Origin of the sequence: Sphingobacterium gobiense (assembly GCF_002980575.1) — a bacterium.
Taxonomy (GTDB): Bacteria; Bacteroidota; Bacteroidia; order Sphingobacteriales; family Sphingobacteriaceae; genus Sphingobacterium; species Sphingobacterium gobiense.
The window spans coordinates 184,295-199,261 of record NZ_PVBS01000001.1 but is presented as its reverse complement, the minus strand read 5'-3'; the positions used below and the strand labels follow the sequence as shown (position 1 = coordinate 199,261).

Annotated in this window: 15 protein-coding genes; 5 read left to right on the top strand and 10 right to left on the bottom strand. The window is 40.3% G+C overall.

What is annotated here, in order from left to right; translation table 11 throughout:
• Positions 1 to 6: 6 nt before the first annotated feature.
• From C5749_RS00885 to pheT, 3 genes are read right to left on the bottom strand one after another with little or no spacing between them, the layout of a single operon-like run.
• Positions 7 to 297: a cell division protein ZapA gene (locus C5749_RS00885; protein ID WP_105722149.1), complete on the bottom strand. Its 291-nt coding sequence runs from the start codon at positions 295 to 297 to the stop codon at positions 7 to 9.
• Between the two features lie 48 nt (positions 298 to 345).
• The gene (locus C5749_RS00880) at positions 346 to 654 is read right to left on the bottom strand and encodes a hypothetical protein (RefSeq protein ID WP_105722147.1); all 309 of its coding nucleotides are present in this window, start codon (positions 652 to 654) and stop codon (positions 346 to 348) included.
• A gap of 38 nt (positions 655 to 692) precedes the next feature.
• Positions 693 to 3,086, bottom strand: a complete 2,394-nt coding sequence (gene pheT, locus C5749_RS00875) for a phenylalanine--tRNA ligase subunit beta (protein WP_105722145.1) — start codon at positions 3,084 to 3,086, stop codon at positions 693 to 695.
• Positions 3,087 to 3,472: 386 nt separating this feature from the next.
• Here pheT and C5749_RS00870 point away from each other — a divergent pair, with 386 nt between their 5' ends.
• Complete coding sequence (locus C5749_RS00870) at positions 3,473 to 4,207, top strand: hypothetical protein (RefSeq protein ID WP_105722143.1); 735 nt, start codon at positions 3,473 to 3,475, stop codon at positions 4,205 to 4,207.
• A gap of 20 nt (positions 4,208 to 4,227) precedes the next feature.
• Positions 4,228 to 4,674 (top strand): NUDIX domain-containing protein, encoded by a 447-nt coding sequence (locus tag C5749_RS00865; protein WP_105722141.1) that lies wholly within the window; start codon positions 4,228 to 4,230, stop codon positions 4,672 to 4,674.
• A gap of 63 nt (positions 4,675 to 4,737) precedes the next feature.
• Here C5749_RS00865 and C5749_RS19875 read toward each other — a convergent pair whose 3' ends face one another.
• Both C5749_RS19875 and rlmH read right to left on the bottom strand, forming a co-directional pair.
• Positions 4,738 to 4,869 (bottom strand): hypothetical protein, encoded by a 132-nt coding sequence (locus C5749_RS19875; RefSeq protein ID WP_281258028.1) that lies wholly within the window; start codon positions 4,867 to 4,869, stop codon positions 4,738 to 4,740.
• A gap of 57 nt (positions 4,870 to 4,926) precedes the next feature.
• Positions 4,927 to 5,400, bottom strand: coding sequence for a 23S rRNA (pseudouridine(1915)-N(3))-methyltransferase RlmH (gene rlmH / locus C5749_RS00860; protein WP_105722139.1), 474 nt, complete (start codon positions 5,398 to 5,400; stop codon positions 4,927 to 4,929).
• A gap of 170 nt (positions 5,401 to 5,570) precedes the next feature.
• Between rlmH and C5749_RS00855 the strand changes: the two genes are divergently transcribed.
• On the top strand, positions 5,571 to 6,470 hold the full coding sequence (locus C5749_RS00855; RefSeq protein WP_105722137.1) for a DUF3078 domain-containing protein: 900 nt from the start codon (positions 5,571 to 5,573) through the stop codon (positions 6,468 to 6,470).
• Positions 6,471 to 6,701: 231 nt separating this feature from the next.
• Positions 6,702 to 7,301 carry a riboflavin synthase gene (locus tag C5749_RS00850; protein WP_105722135.1) on the top strand — a complete coding sequence of 200 codons (600 nt, stop codon included), beginning with the start codon at positions 6,702 to 6,704 and terminating at the stop codon, positions 7,299 to 7,301.
• Here the strand turns inward: C5749_RS00850 and C5749_RS00845 are convergent.
• The 3 genes from C5749_RS00845 to C5749_RS19555 form a co-directional block, all read right to left on the bottom strand.
• On the bottom strand, positions 7,289 to 9,079 hold the full coding sequence (locus tag C5749_RS00845; protein WP_105722133.1) for a chloride channel protein: 1,791 nt from the start codon (positions 9,077 to 9,079) through the stop codon (positions 7,289 to 7,291). The two genes, C5749_RS00850 and C5749_RS00845, sit on opposite strands and share 13 nt — an antisense overlap.
• Before the next feature lie 17 nt (positions 9,080 to 9,096).
• Positions 9,097 to 10,038 (bottom strand): hydrogen peroxide-inducible genes activator, encoded by a 942-nt coding sequence (locus tag C5749_RS00840; RefSeq protein ID WP_105722131.1) that lies wholly within the window; start codon positions 10,036 to 10,038, stop codon positions 9,097 to 9,099.
• A gap of 267 nt (positions 10,039 to 10,305) precedes the next feature.
• Complete coding sequence (locus C5749_RS19555) at positions 10,306 to 10,455, bottom strand: hypothetical protein (RefSeq protein WP_181151232.1); 150 nt, start codon at positions 10,453 to 10,455, stop codon at positions 10,306 to 10,308.
• A 220-nt stretch (positions 10,456 to 10,675) separates the two neighbouring features.
• Between C5749_RS19555 and C5749_RS00835 the strand changes: the two genes are divergently transcribed.
• Positions 10,676 to 12,844, top strand: coding sequence for a S46 family peptidase (locus tag C5749_RS00835; RefSeq protein WP_105722129.1), 2,169 nt, complete (start codon positions 10,676 to 10,678; stop codon positions 12,842 to 12,844).
• Here the strand turns inward: C5749_RS00835 and C5749_RS00830 are convergent.
• Positions 12,841 to 13,995 carry an ABC transporter permease gene (locus tag C5749_RS00830; protein WP_105722127.1) on the bottom strand — a complete coding sequence of 385 codons (1,155 nt, stop codon included), beginning with the start codon at positions 13,993 to 13,995 and terminating at the stop codon, positions 12,841 to 12,843. The genes C5749_RS00835 and C5749_RS00830 overlap by 4 nt on opposite strands.
• A 13-nt stretch (positions 13,996 to 14,008) precedes the next feature.
• On the bottom strand, positions 14,009 to 14,965 hold the full coding sequence (locus C5749_RS00825; protein WP_105722125.1) for an HlyD family secretion protein: 957 nt from the start codon (positions 14,963 to 14,965) through the stop codon (positions 14,009 to 14,011).
• Between the last annotated feature and the right edge of the window lie 2 nt (positions 14,966 to 14,967).

The window sequence follows — 14,967 nt, the reverse complement described above, 5'->3', positions numbered from 1 at the left end:
ATATCGTTATTTTCTAAAGAAATCCGTTAATATAGCATCCAACTCGTGAACTTTCTCTTCCAATCCATTCTCCTGTTGCTGTGCATTACGCTCGGCCTTTATCATTCCGGTGGCGTATTGCAAGACACACATAGACAATAAATCTTGTTTATCACGAACCGCATAATTTTCCTGCAATTCCTTTATTTTTTCATTAATTAATTTCGCAGCATATCTAATCACTTCTTCCTCTTCTGTCGCTACCCTCAGTGGATAAACACGGTCTGCGATATTTATTTTTATGGAAATTTCTCCCATTTTTGTTGAGCTTAAATAACGTAACAGGCTTCCGCCTCTACTCTTCCCCTATTTTAACAAGCCTATACATCTGTCTATTTCTCGCACAAAATCGTTAATTTTTTGCTTTGTGTCAAGTATTTTTTCATTTATAGCTTCTTTACCTACCTCCGAATTATCCAATGTTTTTGCAACTGCCAAAGCCTTAACCTTTTCCTCCAGCTGCTGTACTTTATTTGTACTGGTTTGAAATGCTACCTGTAAGGATTGTACTTCTAGTTTTAACAAATCATTTTCTTCCTGCAAGGCCTCGCACAACTGAATAAGATTCTTCGTCTTCTCGACAATGACATTCATTTGTGTAGATAGTCCAGCCATATAATTTTTTTTTCGCAATTAATCGTTAAACGTATCCATTAGCGCGCTACCGCACCAATTTCTTGCTCAAAGTTAAGCAATAATTTTTTAATTATGGTCTCAATTTGTTTGTCATTTAACGTTTTTTCTTCGTCTTGCAGCGTAAAACTTAATGCATAGGATTTCTTACCTTCAGCAAGTCCAGTACCTTTGTAAACATCGAAGATATTAACCTCTTTAAGTAATTTACGCTCGGTTTTCGTTGCTATTCGCAACAGCTCTTCAAACGTCACCGCATCATCGATTAGTAATGATAAATCTCGGCGTACTGCAGGAAATTTGGAAACCTCTTTATACTTTATCTTATTTTTACGTATTATCTTGATAATAAGATCCCAATCAAACTGAGCAAAATAAACTTTATTATCCACATCGGCTTTTTCTAGATTGCCGGCAGAGACGGAGCCCAACGTTACCAGAACCTTTTGTCCTTTCACATAATTCAGTCCGTAATCAAAATAAGTCTCATCCGTATCCTGTAACTGCAATCCTCCGATATTCAGACGTTTAATTACAGCGTCGACAGCCGCTTTCAAATGATAAAAGTTCGTCTTTTTACTTTTTAAATCCCAATGCTCCTCTATTTGATCCCCAGCTATACATAATGCTAGCTTTTGCTGCTCTTTATAGCCCTCTTCTGTCTTAAAATAGGTTTTACCGTATTCGAAATATTTAGCATTTGGCTGTTTTCGATTTTGGTTATACGCTACAGTCGTCAATGCCGAAAACAACAGGTTTTGACGCATGGTATCTAAATCCGAGCTCAACGGGTTAATCAAACGAACAGCCGTTTGTTCGTTTTCTACAAACGATAACTTCGTAAGGGAGTTGTTTAATATCTCGCGATAACCATTTCCTATCAATAAATCCGCAACCTGGTTTAACACCACTTCTTTATCCGGCTTTTCCGTTGTATTCAAAGAAGATTTAATTTGTGACTTTAGTTCGATATTGTTATAACCGTAGATACGTAGCACCTCCTCGATGACATCTACCTCTCGAGTAACGTCGACTTTATAAGCGGGCACACGCACTGTAATTTCTTCGCCGTCCTCTTCTGAAACGCAGATTCCTAACGCTTCGATAATGGCTTTTATTTCTATATCGGGTATTTCCTTACCGATCAGTTGTCGCACTCGACCATAATGAACGGGGAATACAAATGGCGAAACGGGGTTTGGATAGCTGTCGGTTATAGAGGAGACGATCTTACCACCGGCAATCTCCTGAATCATCAACGCCGCTTTTTGCAACGCATACACCGGCATATCGGGATCTGTACCACGCTCAAAACGGAACGAAGAATCTGTTTTTAGACCGTGCCGTTTCGATGTCTTCCGTACCGATACGGCATTGAAATAAGCCGACTCCAAGAAAATACTCGTAGTTGTCTCGTTAACACCGGAATATTCACCTCCAAAAACACCAGCGATACACATCGGCTTATCCGCATCTGCAATAACCAAATCTTCTGACGAGAGCTTTCTCTCTACGCCATCCAGCGTTACAAAAAGCTCATTTTCTGCCGCGTACCGTACGACTATTTTATTTTCGGCAATCTTCGCTGCGTCAAATGCATGTAGAGGTTGTCCCAAATCGTGTAATATATAATTGGTGATATCTACTATATTATTGATTGGACGTAGGCCGATTACATTCAGTTTTTCTTTCAGCCAATCTGGTGACTCTCCTACGGTGATATCGGAAATAGTCACTCCGGCATACCGTAGGGCTGCCTCAGCTGCTTTTACTTCTACCTGTACTCCTACATCCTTTCCTTCCTGAAAAGCGGAAACGTCATCCAATATATAAGATTTACGGAAATACGCCGCCAAATCGCGCGCTACGCCTAAATGTGATGCAGCGTCTGCCCGGTTGGGTGTTAAACCGATTTCATATCGGAAATCGTCTTGAATATTAAAATAATCTTTTACCAGCGCGCCTACTACCGCATCAGCGTTCAACTCTACAATGCCCGCGTGTGAGGTTCCTAAACCGATCTCGTCCTCACCGCATAACATCCCTTCAGACACTTCTCCTCGGATCTTAGATTTCGTGATTTTGAAAGGTTCACCATTTACGGGATGACAATACGTTCCCACCGTCGCTACAATTACTTTTAGTCCTTCCCGCACATTGGGTGCACCACAGACAACATGCAATAATTCCGGTCTGCCAACATCCACTGTTGTGACTTTTAATTTATCCGCATTGGGGTGCTGTGCGCATGTTTTCACTTCTCCTACAACTAAACCTTCTAAACCACCTGGGATACTCTGCACCGTTTCTAGTAACTCCACTTCCAGCCCTATGTCTGTTAAAATCAAGGATAGTTCTTCTGGTGTTTTATCAATGTTTATGTAGTTCTTAAGCCAATTATAGGAAATATTCATGTTGAATCTTTATTTTAGGCACAAAGATAGTTTTTTTGACGTGTTCAGTAAAGCGTTTTCTGTTGATGTACAGAAAAACGGCTTTTTTATTGGCGCAAATGCATACTCGTAGTTGTCTACTTTTCTGTAAACGAAGCATTCGAATCGTTCCAGGTATCGCCATCTTAACAAATACACGACTCAAATTTCTGGTCGAACAGCCAAGAGCGATAGCCATACGGTTGCAGTTCAAATCCGCCTCCATATAATATAATGCTCAACTTTATGGCGATAGGTTTGATGACCAAGGATATCCAGTTTTTTTTGACATAAGTATCCAAGATAGCGATTTTATCTAAAATTCAAATTTAATCCTTACTTTTGGGCTCTTTTTAGGAGAGAGAAATATGAGTGTAAGTAACAATAACAACAATCAGGGGGATAGTTTATTAGGAGACCTTGAAAAAACCATCATCATCAATAATTTGATGGACTCGCCCTTTCCAGAGCGGGATGAACAGTGGCGAGATCATTTTTTGAGTCATATCGGCGGAGCAAACCTCAAGCTTGGTGAACCAGAAGTGGCTATTAGCAAGGACGGCTTTCCGTACATACAACTCCAGACGGTTGCTGCCGGAGAAAGTTTTCAGGCATTTGTTATCAAAAACGAGCTAGACACCATATTAGAGCAGGGTTTTGGCGTTGCCATTAACGCAGATTTACAGCAACCTGATTGGATTTTCTCCTACGGTGATTTAGTAAACCTTAAATTGAACGGCTCTTTTTATACCGATAAGACTGTCTTTACTAATCCAGAAGAATATTTAGGCATCGACAAGGACGAGGAAATTTTGGTAGGACAACCTGCTGAAGAGATTTTCCCTAATTTTCTTCGGAGACAGATTCGCGAGTTTTTACAATATTCCGGGATCAAAAATCCAAAAATCATGTTAATTGCCCGTAATTATACAGATGAAGAGCGTGCATCGCAGGATTTGGTGTTCAATATCATACCTACACAATTTCCATCGGAAAAAGATTTCAACACCATCATGAATACCATACAATGGTTTTTACCGAAGCAGTACTCATTTTTCGGCGCTGATGAACTGGCCATCGAAAATGGATTTCAATCCCTTTAATAAAATCAAAATAAACTCAGATGTATTTTAATGTACGCGTTTACGGTCTATTGATTACAGATACCAAGGAAGTTCTTATTAGTGATGAAAAGACGCTCAATGTATCTTTCACTAAATTTCCTGGCGGCGGGCTGGAGTATGGCGAGGGGTTAATCGATGCACTAAAACGAGAGTTCATGGAAGAATGCCAATTAGAAATAGATATCGTTCGGCATATATATACCACGGATTTCTATGAAAGATCCAGCTTTAATGACAGCCAGATTATTTCGATCTACTATCAAGTACGCGCGCGAAGTCCAATTCTATTCGATATAAAGACAAGTCCTTTTGATTTTTCCCACGAAAAGCAAAAAGAGAAGATGGAGGTCTTTAGGTTTATACCAATCGATAGCCTGCAAGAAGCAGATTTAACGTTTAAAACAGACCAGATGGCTTGGCATCAATTCAAAAAATCGATATTGTAAAAAAACGCGATTACCGTCCCGCCAATTGGCAGAGAACCCATGGAAGATAATAGTGTCTTCACTTTATCTCAAAAAATACGCTAGCGCGATTACGACGACAATACCGACGATAATAATAATCAGATTTCGTTTACCTTCATTATCCGATTCCGCGCTTCTAAATTTATAGTCTCTTTTGAATTTATTCATATCCATAACTGCCTCCTTTTTCTATGGTGATGATAATAACCGTAAATTTACATAAAAAATTATTTATTCGTGGTGGTAAGGTTCTCTCCGTTGAATTGTAAATGCCCGATAAAGCTGCTCCACAAAAAACAAACGAATCATCTGATGGGAAAATGTCATTTTGGACAACGATAACCGTTCGTTGGCCCGTTTATATACTTCTTCCGAAAAACCATAGGGACCTCCAATAACAAATACAATATGCTGAACAGAACCCACTATTTTTTGCTCCAGAAACTTCGCAAACTCTACCGAACGGAACGCTTTTCCACGTTCGTCTAATAAGATCACAAAATCCCCATTCTTCAATTGTTTTAGGATAAGCTCACCTTCTCTCGTCTTTTGTTGTTCTTGTGTTAAGTGTCTTGTGCTTTTAATATCAGGAATAACAGAAATATTAAAATATACATAATGCTTTAGCCGCTTCGCATAATTTTCGATACCCATTTTAATAAAACTCTCATCCGTTTTTCCGATACACAATAGCGTTGTTTTCATTTTGTTATATTTCAACAAATATCCCTCATTTATTCTAAAAAGCCGCGTATTTTTTTAATTCCTGTAATTAACAAACTAGATCTAACATGAACGAGATGAAGTCTAAACAATTTACTATTTTCATCCTATATTTCACATCAAAATTACATTTATTAATAAAATCAAGAAAAATGAAGTTATTTAAAACCATTTCTAGCGTCTGTACACTACTATTGGCAGTCAGCGTAAATGCGCAGGAAGAAAGTTCCGTACAAGACACCACTAAAACCTGGACTATTAAGGGTGAAAACACATTTCTGATCAATCAAAGCTCGTTCTCTAACTGGGCTGCCGGAGGTGTTAATTCCTTTGCCGGAAATTTGATCTTTAATTATGACTTTAATTATAAAAAAGATAAATGGAGCTGGGACAATAAAGTATTGGCCGCTTACGGACAGACTTTCCAAAAGGAAACGGGTTGGCGTAAAAACGACGACCGGCTTGCACTAAATAGTTTGCTTGGTTACGAAGCATCGCCATATTGGTTATACACATTCTTTATGAACTTTAACACCCAATTTGCAAATGGATACAATTACGCCGACACCGGAAGGGACAAGATTTCTGCAAGTTTCGCTCCGGCCTATCTGAGTTTTGGTCCTGGTATGGCATATAAAAGGTCAGACAATTTTAAGGTTAATCTATCGCCGATGGCCGCGCGCTTCATTTTTGTCACAAACGACTCACTATCGAATGTGGGAGCATTCGGCGTAGATCCTGGTGAAAAATTAAGGTTTGAACTAGGTGCATCTTTAGATGCTTACTACAAGGTCAACCTAATGGAAAATATATCGTTAGAAAACATCTTAAAGCTGTATTCCAACTACCTAGAAGATCCGCAAAACGTAGACGTTGATTACACTGCCAATCTTTTTATGGAAGTGAATCGATTTATCACAGTAAATGCAGGTGTGCAATTGATATATGACGATAATACCGATGTGCCAAAAGTAAGAAATGGTGTAGAAACTAAAGGTCCTGGCCTTCAGGTTAGACAGATACTTGGTGCAGGAATCACTTATAAATTCTAGCATCAAAAAAGCCCGGGAGTAATCTGGCGATTTCCCAGGCTTTAAAAATATAATCCCATAAATGGGATAATCAACCTAAACCTATAGCAAAGGTAAAATATAATTATTATACCTCCCAATTTTTCTTCTTCTATTTTAGGGGAAAATCACGAAGTTCTCATCCATACCGTTATAAAATAAACACGCATGGATAAATAAGACATAAAAAAGTTACCTTTGCAAAAAAATATTATGTTTACCGGCATTATTGAAACTGTAGGAATTGTGACCGACATAGAAAACGAATTAGGAAATATACATTTCTTTATACAATCCGATATTTCTAACGAGTTGAAAATTGACCAAAGTATATCGCATAATGGCGTATGCTTAACTGTTGTCGGAATAGAGGAGAATGTTCACAAAGTGACAGCTATACAAGAGACATTACGCAAATCTAATTTAGGAGCTTTAAAAGTTAATGACTTGATCAATCTAGAACGCTGTACGCTGGCGAACGGGCGATTCGATGGCCACATTGTACAGGGACACGTAGACCAAACCGCTATTTGTATTGCGAAAGAAGAACAACAGGGAAGTTGGCTGTTTACCTTTGAATATCAACCCCTACAGCAAAACATAACGGTGGAAAAAGGCTCTATAACTGTAAATGGAATTAGCTTAACCGTAGTCAATTCGCAGGCGAGTCAATTTTCAGTGGCCATTATTCCCTACACCATAGAACACACCAATCTGCAACAGGTAAGTATAGGCGACACCGTCAATTTAGAATTTGATATTGTTGGAAAATACGTCTCCAAAATAATAGCTATGCGTGATCACTCCAGATAATGCCCTTGCCTAACCAATAATGCTCTATATTTATTGAATACACTGGATTTTGAAATAAATCCTAAATATCGATCATCCTCGTCGACCACAGGCAATATCCACACGTCGTCTTTGTTCATCTTGGTCATCACGATTTCCATATTCTCTTTGTCGCGGACAACATCGTTAGGTTTTTGAGCCAACTGTTCGAACGTCTTGTCAGCCCCCTCCTCTTCGCCCAATAAAATGGCAAAAAGCCGTTCACTGTAGATTGTCCCCAACAATTTCCCACTATCATCTACGATAGGAAATATATTACGTTTTGAATGGATAATATCCGATTTTCTATCCAATGGCGTTTCATGGAGTCGCAATATGACAAAGTTAGTCTCTAGCACATATCGGAGCTTCATCATACTTAACACTGTTCGATCTTTATCTTCGTAGGAAAGCAAATCTCCCGAATCTGCCAATACTTTTGTATAGATAGAATGTTTGAGTATAGAGCGATTGATGAGGTAAGATATAGACGTAACTAACATCAACGGTACCATAAGTGTATAGCCACCCGTAATTTCTGCTATCAGAAACAGACCTGTCAGCGGTGCATGCATAATGCCCGCCAATGCACCGGCCATACCAGCTACTACAAAATTAGGTACATTGAGCATCACAACACCGGTCTGATTGATACCGTAGGCAAAAGCAAAGCCAAGAAGCCCGCCCATTACCAAGCTAGGGCCGAACACCCCTCCATTTCCACCTCCGTTCAATGTAAAAAGTGATGCAAAAGATTTCGCGAACAGGGTCAAAACAGTATAACATACAACGACACCCGCCATATGTCTATAATCAGCAAAGAGGCTATTCTTCACAATAGCGTCAAACTGTCCGTCCAGCATTTGTTGGATTGCGAGATATCCTTCACCATATAACGCGGGGAAAATGAAAATCATCAGCCCTAACGAAATGCCACTGAACCACACCTTATGGTAAGGATTATCGATTTTCGCGAACCAAGATTTTATGGATGTGCTTATTTTTGCAAAATAAACCGTATAGAGACCAACAATTACCGCTAATAGTATATAGAAGATAAGTGCTCCGACCTCCCACTCGGTACTAGCCGTATGAAAAAGAGGTTCACTATACAGTAACCGAGAAACAACGGAGGCTAATGCGGCAGAAATCAATAAAGGAATAAAGGCGGGTATCGAAAACTCCGGTAGTAAGATCTCGATAGCAAAAATCATCCCCGCAATAGGGCTGTTAAAGGCTCCCGCAATCCCTGCAGCTGCACCACAAGCCAACAACATGGTAATCTCCTTATATTGTAAACCAAAGAAACGTCCTATATTGGACCCGATGGACGAACCGCTATACGCAATAGGAGCCTCTAAACCACAAGAACCACCAAAGCCCACCGTGATAGCGCTCGTCACGATCTGTGAATACACATTATGTGGCTCTATACGACTGGATTTCCGCGAAATTGCATAAATAATAGGTGTGATACCGTGTTCAAATTTCTTCTTTTTGAGAAACTTGCGCACATATAATACACTCAACAAAATACCCAGAAGCGGGAGAATCAAATAAAACGAATATTTATAATGCCATTCAATATCGTTCTGCAGCGTGGCCGCAATAAAATGCGTCAGACCTTTTAACAGTGCAGCCGCCAGCCCGCCTATAATCCCAACGAGAAACGCCAGTATAATTAGAAAATTCCGGTTTGAAATTTTCTGCATCCGCCAGCGGTTCAGTTCGTCTAGTTTCTTTCTAATGTTTACTTTCATGTTAACACAGTCCCTTATTAGAGGTCAAACCCCATTACTTCTCTTTTCTTTTTCGTTTTAAAACGTTCGGGTACAATAGCTAAAATTTCATTTTTCAAGGCATTAACAGCCTGTTTCTTCACGAAGTTTGAGGTCGTTACCAAGCTTATTTCTCGAACGGGCTCTGGCATTTTGAAATACCTTACGTGGTTAAGCTGATCTTCATCATACCCCAGGATGCTCATTTCTGGCAATATCGTAATCCCTCCATTGATATCCACCATCCGTTTCAGGGTTTCGACACTCCCAGTATTATACTCAAATGTTCCCTCAGCAGCTTGATTATGCTTATAATGACATATATTTAGGACTTGCCCTCGCATACAGTGTCCCTCGTTAAGAAGCCATAATTTTTCATTGGCGATTTCGTCTGCCGTTACTATCTTTTTTTCGTATAGTGGACTTTTTTCTGATACATACGCGACAAAAGTTTCGTAGTACAATTCCCTTTCTTCTATACCAGCTTCCTGTAAAGGGGTAGAAAGAATACCACAGTCCAAGCGCCCTGTTTTAAGCTCTTGAATAATCCTTTCGGTCGTATATTCCCAAATCTGTAGCTGCAGTTGTGGGTAGGCTTGAAGCATCTTTGTCAAGACGTCCGGAAGCAAATAGGGTGCTACCGTCGGAATAACGCCCAATTTTAGTTCGCCCGAAACAACGCCTCTCTCCTCTTGCAATAATTCCTCTATTTTTTTGCTCTCATTCAATACCACACGTGCTTGTCGAACAATCTTTTCTCCTATTTCAGTAGGCACCACCGGCTGTCGGCTCCGATCAAATATTTTCGCTCCCAACGACTCTTCCAATTTCTGAATCTGCATACTCAAGGTCGGCTGTGTTACATAACAGTGCTCTGCCGCAGCGACAAAACTACGGTAAGTATCCACAGCTATAATATATTCCAGTTGCACAAGTGTCATCCTATCGATTTTTAACTAAGCAAAGGTAGGTATTTATTTGAGAAGAGGTCTCCCGAATGTATCCGAGACGTCCTTAATTTCCAAAAATACGACACGGATATTTATTCAGTGTCTTCTTCATCTTTTTACATAAGAGGATTATTGTAATTTCAGTTCTTCAACCTTTTGTACTTTTTTTCCTCTCAATTCTTCACACCGGCCAGCATACCGAAATGGCTAGGTGTACAGGTCGAGGACGCCGCGTAAACATTGGTAAACAGAATACCCTCATTGGCCAACCATGTTCGGCGTAGAGATACTTTCTGCATCATAAGCGCCCACGTCATCATACCCCAGATCGTCCATATTGATGATGATGAGATTGGGCTGCTGCTCTGTACGCTCTATCGCTTTATTACAACGCGTTAAAAATGTCAAGAGCAATCCCACACCTAGGGAAAGCGTAAATTTCGATTTATAGAATCTGTTTTCATGATTATTTCCTCAAAAAATTTAGTTTGGTCTAGTCTAACTTGAAACATCAAACTTAGTACAGATTTAAACTGCAAATTATTTGAAATAAAGAATACCCTCTGCCGTCTATCCCTAGTCGGAAATGTTTCTTAACTTTGGAGAGAATGCTAAAATTTGGAAGTTTATGATCAAACTAAAAGCAAAAGGAAGCCTGTTATGTGCCTTTTTATTGGGAGCCAGCGTATTTAATTTTTCGGCATCCATTCCCGACGAAGGAATGTTTCCCCTTAGTGAGCTTAGCCGCGCAGGATTAAAAAAGGCAGGGTTAAAAATAGCGGAGAAAGACATCTATAATCCCGGACAAATTGGATTGGTAGATGCATTAGTACAGGTAAGTGGTTGTTCGGGTTCTTTCGTATCTCCTACCGGCCTTATCATTACGAACCACCATTGTGCATTTAGTGCTGTGCAGTTAGCGAGTTCACCCGAGTTTAATTACTTAAAAAATGGCTTTGTTGCGCATGCTTACGAACAGGAGATTGAAGCGCAAGGTTTAACCATTCGCATTACAGAATCTTACGAAGATGTATCAGAAGAGATTTTAAGCGCGGTAGCTTCTATTAGCGATCCAGCAGAACGCATCAATATGATCAGTAAAAAGCGGTCTGAAATTGCAAAAAGAGCAGAGACGGACAATCCAACCATTAAAGCGGAAGTCTCCGAGATGTTCATCGGCAAAAGCTACGTACTTTTCCGTTACAAGACAATCGAAGATGTACGTCTAGTTTATGTCCCTCGGCAAGATATCGGTGAATTCGGAGGTGAAACAGACAATTGGGTTTGGCCGCGACATACGGGAGACTTTTCTTTTTTACGTGCTTACGTAGCACCAGACGGATCGTCGGCGAAATACGCAAAGGAGAACGTACCCTACCAACCAAAAAAACACCTTAAAGTGAATCCAAAAGGTGTCAACGAAAATGATTTCGTTTTTATCTTAGGTTATCCCGGTCGTACATTTAGGCACCGCCCGGCTCAATATATTGAATACCAACAAAAATATTTACTGCCATATACATCGGAACTTTATGATTTTCAAAATCAACAAATGGTTGCAGTAGGGAAAGAAGATCCAAAAACAGCATTGGCGCTGGCAACACGTATCAAGCGAAACGCGAACGTCATGAAAAACTATCGCGGTAAATTGAAAGGGCTTCAGAATTTGAATTTGGTTGGCGACAAACGAGAAGAAGATGAAGCACTAACAAAATTCATTGCAAGCAAACCCGATCTCCAAGCTAAATACGGCACACTGATGGCCGACATTGATAAGCATTACCAAGCTGTTTTTAAGGTTGCTCCAAAAGAGCTTTGGTTCAATAACATTTATAACAGTATATCTCTGCTTCGGGTAGCTTATACAATAAACGATTTTAAAAAAGCTATACTCAAGCAAAATGGACTCAACACACAAGAAGAGGTATTCGCGCTTAACATTAATCAATTGCGGGAATATATAGATAACATCTATGGTAGCTATCATCTTACGGTCGACAAAAATATTGGACGCCGTATGTTTGAGGACGCCTATCAATTAGATGGATCCAACCAACTTGATTACTTCGTCAAGAAAAACTTCACCAATAAAGAGGAAGCGGGAGATTATATAGTAGCGGCTTTAGACAAGTCCAAACTTAACAGCAAGGAAACACTCTACAACACGATATTAAAAGATATCCAGTCGTTAAAGAACTATAACGATGATCTATTGACGATCCTAAAAGAACTGGATACTGAGCGCGAGGTATTCAATACAGAGCAAAAACGTCGTGAGGGTGTTTTAAATCGCCTTATGGGAGATTACGTGGCCGTAAAGGAGCAATATCAAGCAAAAAACTTTATTCCAGATGCGAATTCCACGCTACGCCTCACTTTCGGAAACATCAAAGGTTACAGTCCTGCCGATGCCACGTATATGAGTCCGTTTACAACGATAAAAGGGCTTATAGAAAAAGGAAATTCGGGATTATCAGAATATGAATATCCAGAAAGTATTAAAGCGGCATGGTTGGAAAAAAACTTCGGCGCATATGTAAAGAAAGATCTTAACGATGTTCCGGTCAATATCCTCTACAATATGGATACAACCGGTGGAAATTCTGGTTCGCCGATTATGAATGCACATGGTGAACTCATCGGTGTTAATTTTGACCGTGCTTACGATGCAACCATAAACGATTTTGCCTGGAGCGAAGATTATAGCCGCTCCATCGGTGTGGATATCCGTTATGTATTATGGATAGCCGACAAAATCGACAATGCGCAATTCATTTTAGAGGAAATGGGGATTTAGCGACGAGTCACTTTCCGTATCTTCACGGCTAGCACTACTGTGGCAATAATAAAACACACCGCAGCAATAATGGCCATGGCGATTAAATCGCTATAGGTATGATAATTTTCTCCGTGCTGAATAAACATAACCCTAAAAATGCGTAAGTAGTGGGTAGACGGAATGACATCCGCAATAAGCTGTACCCAAGCCGGCATCAAACTAGACGGCCAGGTGAAACCACTTAAAATAAATGCAGGTGTTGCGATAACCATCAATATTTCCGTTGCTTTCAATTGTGACGGCAAAACGATACTTACCAAAACACCGATAAAGCATACGGCCAACATAAACACGAATGTACACAACACAAACCACCAAAAATCAGCATGTAATGGCATTTCATACCATTTTCCAAACCCCCAATACAATATCAATATACCAATGGACATGAGGATATAAGGCGTAATCTTGACAAAGATAAGCCCTACGGGGTTCCGTATTTTCTCCGCCAATTCTACAAAGGTGCCGTTCTCAAATTCGGAAGAAAAAGATAACGCCAATCCCAAAAGGAGCACCTGTTGCAATACGATAATCAGCACACCTGGCAGCATAAAATACAGATAGTTACCGCTTCGGATATTCTGCCTGACCATGGTCGTTTTGAAAGGTTCGTATTGTTCGGCTGCAATCTTGGCAGGAACGCCTTGTTTCATCTGCGTTTCTATTTGTACGCCGGCTTTGAGTGTCATGGCGCAAACATTCACAGCCATGGCAGCTGTATTGGAAGTCAAGGTATTGGAACCATCCACAAAAATGGTCACTGCCGGAACCCGCTTTTGTTGGACACCTGCGGCAAAGCCCTTAGGGATATGCACAATAACCGTTGCATCATGTTCAATAGCAATCTCCTTTGAATCAAACAGTGATGGCAGCATACGCACCACCTTGATGCTTTCGTTGTCGTTCATCATGTCGACAAAAGTGGCACTCATCGGACTATTGTCTTCGTCCACAACAATAATCGGCATTTCCGTTACTTTCCCTTGTTGATACACATGCCCTATCAATACACCATAGAGAATCGGTGCGCCGATAAAGAGCATCATCAGCACACTATTGTTGAAAAAGAGCTTAAACTCGCGTTGAATGAGTTCGATAAATTTTTTCACGTTCTAATCCTTTCTATGGTGCTTGAAGAACAACCAGCGTCTTTGTTAACAAATCACTTACCTCTGCATGATCTTGAGGCACTACTTTAACCTCAAATACCGTCAATTGGTTATCATAGTCCGGATAAGCCGTAGAAATATTCGCATACGAGCTCAATGCTTTCATCGCTACTACCCTACCTTTGATTTCCTTGTTATCCAAATAAGGGACACGCAGAACAACGTCACTTCCTCTATTTAATTTACCTACTCTATTTTCAGGAACAGTAAACCGGAAATAAGTCGCATTGTTAATGTAACCATTGATAATAGCATATCCAGCGGTGGCGAGTTCCCCTACGTTTAAATTAACAGTTTCCACACTCATATCCTGCGGTGCGATAAGGTATTTCTCCCGTGCGGCTACCTTAACCTCCGCTACTGCCCCTAAAGCACGCTCTTTTTGTCCTAACGCCATGATTTGCTGCTCGTAACGAGCACCATTCCGTGCCTCTTCCATTTCCGCTTGCGCAGCGAGGTATTGATTTTTCGCTCCTTGATATTTGGCGTACGTTTCATCATATTGTTGCTGCGACACTAAACTGTCACGCAATAAGTTTTTCAAGCGATTGATAGATTTCTCGGCGAATTCATATTGCTCTTTTAATCCGTCTACCTTAGCCTGCAATTGTACCAATTGCCCGCGTGTAGCACCTTTTGTCGCCATATTATATTGTGCTTCGGCAGATTGTAGAGCTCCTTGTGCCTGCTCTGCTTTTGCATCTACTTCGGGGATATCCAATATCACTAACGTATCTCCTGCATGTACAAACTCTCCTTCTTGAACACGTATTTCCGCCACCTTTCCGGGGACTTTTGTCACAACCGTTATTTGTTCACGTTCAACTTTTCCTTCCAAAGGCTTCTCCCGAACTTCATTTTTGCAAGCAAAAAATAAGAAAACCAAGGGTATAAGATACAACTGTTTCATTT